Annotated in this window: 2 protein-coding genes and 1 pseudogene; all 3 read right to left on the bottom strand. The window is 67.2% G+C overall.

Going from position 1 to position 2,551, the window contains the following annotated elements; genetic code table 11:
• Positions 1 to 302: pseudogene (locus B2Y21_RS06775) on the bottom strand (PhoH family protein); the annotation flags it as partial.
• Positions 303 to 406: 104 nt separating this feature from the next.
• A complete protein-coding gene (gene miaB, locus B2Y21_RS06770; protein ID WP_292058204.1) occupies positions 407 to 1,810 on the bottom strand; it encodes a tRNA (N6-isopentenyl adenosine(37)-C2)-methylthiotransferase MiaB in 1,404 nt (467 codons plus the stop codon).
• Between the two features lie 58 nt (positions 1,811 to 1,868).
• Positions 1,869 to 2,339: a Fur family transcriptional regulator gene (locus B2Y21_RS06765; RefSeq protein WP_003166535.1), complete on the bottom strand. Its 471-nt coding sequence runs from the start codon at positions 2,337 to 2,339 to the stop codon at positions 1,869 to 1,871.
• Positions 2,340 to 2,551: the final 212 nt, after the last annotated feature.

The raw sequence follows: 2,551 nt of genomic DNA, 5'->3' as shown, positions 1-2,551 counted from the left end.
CTGCGACCTGGGCTGCGGCCCGCCGGTTCGGCGCGCGGCTGGGTCACGGCGGCGCCCAGGGCGGTGCGCACGTCGGCCTCGGTGATCTCGGCGCCCGCCTCGGCCCGGTTGGACAGAGCCTCGATCACCCGGCGCGCCTGGGCGCGATCCCGCGTCGAGCCGTTGATCGACACCCCGCCGCCCGGCGTCTCGACCAGCACCTTGAAGGCGTCCTCGATCAGAGCCAGGTGACGGCTCTGCGGCCCGATGACAGCGCGCAACGCCTCATCGCTGAGGGACAGGAACTCGGACTCTCGCGCCATGAGGTCTCCTTAAGAGTCCCTGTCGCCTCGCATGCGGTGCGAGGCTGCCTGAGGGACGTTATTGCGTGTTCCCATCCCGCACACGGCGCGTGGCGGAAAAGGCGTCAGTTCGTCTGGATCAGGCGGCCGGACAGGCTGTTCTGCTGACCGCTGATGATCTCGACCGGAACGATCCGGCCGATCAGTTGATCCGCGTCGTCGACGTGGACCGATTGCAGATAGGGCGAGCGGCCGATCGCCTGGGCGCCGTGGCGGCCCTTCTTCTCGAACAGCACCGGCAGGACGCGCCCGGCCAGCGACTGGTTGAAGGCGACCTGTTGCTCGGTCAGCAGGCCTTGCAGGGCGTGCAGACGCTCTTTGGCCACGGCGTCCGGCACCTGGACCGCCATGGTCGCGGCGGGCGTGCCGGGACGCGGCGAATACATGAAGGAGAAGGCGCTGGCGTAGTTCACCCGCCGCACCAAATCCATGGTGTCCTCGAAATCGCGATCCGTCTCGCCGGGGAAGCCGACGATGAAGTCGCCCGCCATCGCCATGTCGGGCCGCGCCTCGCGGATGCGGTCGATCAGGTCGAAATACTTCTGCCGCCCGTGCTTGCGGTTCATCAGGCGCAGGATGCGGTCCGACCCCGCCTGCACCGGCAGGTGCAGATAAGGCATCAGGGCGTCCAGTTCGCCGTGCGCCGCGATCAGATCGTCCGACATGTCGTTCGGATGACTGGTCGTATAGCGGATGCGGTCGATGCCGGGGATGGCCGCCAGGGCGTAGGCCAGCTTCGCCAGGGTGAACGGCTTTCCATCCGGCCCTTCGCCGTCATAGGCGTTGACGTTCTGGCCCAGCAGGGTGACTTCGCGCACGCCCCGGTCGGCTAGGGACCGGGCCTCGGCCAGCACCGCCGCCACCGGCCGCGACCATTCGGCGCCGCGCGTATAGGGCACGACGCAGAAGGTGCAGAACTTGTCGCAACCCTCCTGCACCGTCAGGAAGGCCGTCACCCCCTCCGTGCCGCGCGTCGCGGGCAGGGCGTCGAACTTCTCATTCGGCGCGAAGTCGGCGCCGATGCGCTCGCCCCGCGCCCGCGCCGTGCGGGTCAGCAGTTCCGGCAGCTGGTGATAGGCCTGAGGCCCGACCACCAGATCGACCGCCGGCTGGCGCTTCATGATCTCCTCGCCCTCGGCCTGGGCGACGCAGCCGGCCACGGCGATGGTCATGCCGCCCTGTCCCGCCGCCACGCGACGGTCCCGCATTTCCCGTAGCTTGCCGAGTTCGGAATAGACCTTCTCCGCCGCCTTCTCGCGAATGTGGCAGGTGTTCAGGATGACGAAGTCGGCGTCTTCCGGCGTTTCGGTCGAGGCATAGCCCAACGGGCGCAGCACATCCGCCATGCGCTCCGAGTCATAGACGTTCATCTGACAACCATAGGTCTTGATGAACAGGCGCTTGGGCGCGGCGCTCGCCTCAGATGCGCCAGCGTCCGCCGGGGCGGGAGTGTCGAGCGTATCAGTCATGCACGGCTTATGATCGCCGAAATCGACGACGGCAAGACGATGTGAAGACTGACGGCGGTCAGTCTTCGGTCTCGTCGCGCGGGCGGCGCTTGTAGATCAGGCCCTCACGCTCCACCGGCTCGGCGCCGGGGATGACGTGGCCGTAGAGCTCCAGCTTATGGCCGACCAGCTCATAGCCCAGCTTGCGCGCGATCTCGGCCTTCAGCCGCTCGATCTCGGCGTCGAAGAATTCAATGACCTCGCCCGTCTTGGTGTCGATCAGGTGGTCGTGGTGGTCGTCGCCCGCCTCTTCATAGCGGCTGCGGCCGTCGCCGAAGTCGTGCTTTTCGACCACGCCCGCCTCTTCGAACAAACGCACTGTGCGATAGACGGTGGCGATGGAGATGTGCGGGTCGATCGCCGAGGCGCGGCGATACAGCTCTTCCACATCGGGGTGGTCTTCGGCGTTCGACAGGACGCGGGCGATCACCCGACGTTGCTCAGTCATGCGCATGCCGCGTTCGGCGCAGAGTTTTTCGATCCGGTCCATGGCGGCGAAGATAGGCTGTACCGTCGCCTTATGGAAGCTATTCAGGGAAGTTCAGGACAAGCGTCAGCGCGTCCTTGCGGCGTCCGTCCGCATGCGAATAATAGCCGCGACGGCGCCCCATCTCGACGAAGCCGCTTCGGGCGTAGAGGGCGCGGGCGGCGACGTTGCCCTCGGCCACCTCCAGGAACATCCGCTCGGCCCCCAGGGCGGCG

Source organism: Brevundimonas sp. UBA5936 (genome assembly GCA_002430835.1).
Lineage (GTDB): Bacteria > Pseudomonadota > Alphaproteobacteria > Caulobacterales > Caulobacteraceae > Brevundimonas.
The sequence above is the reverse complement of the archived record's forward strand: the minus strand, read 5'-3'. Positions and strand labels throughout refer to the sequence as shown.

Excerpts from the sequence above, each read along its gene's own strand:
- miaB (WP_292058204.1), bottom strand. The coding sequence starts at position 1,810 with ATGACTGATACGCTCGACACTCCCGCCCCGGCGGACGCTGGCGCATCT.
- B2Y21_RS06765 (WP_003166535.1), bottom strand. The coding sequence starts at position 2,339 with ATGGACCGGATCGAAAAACTCTGCGCCGAACGCGGCATGCGCATGACT.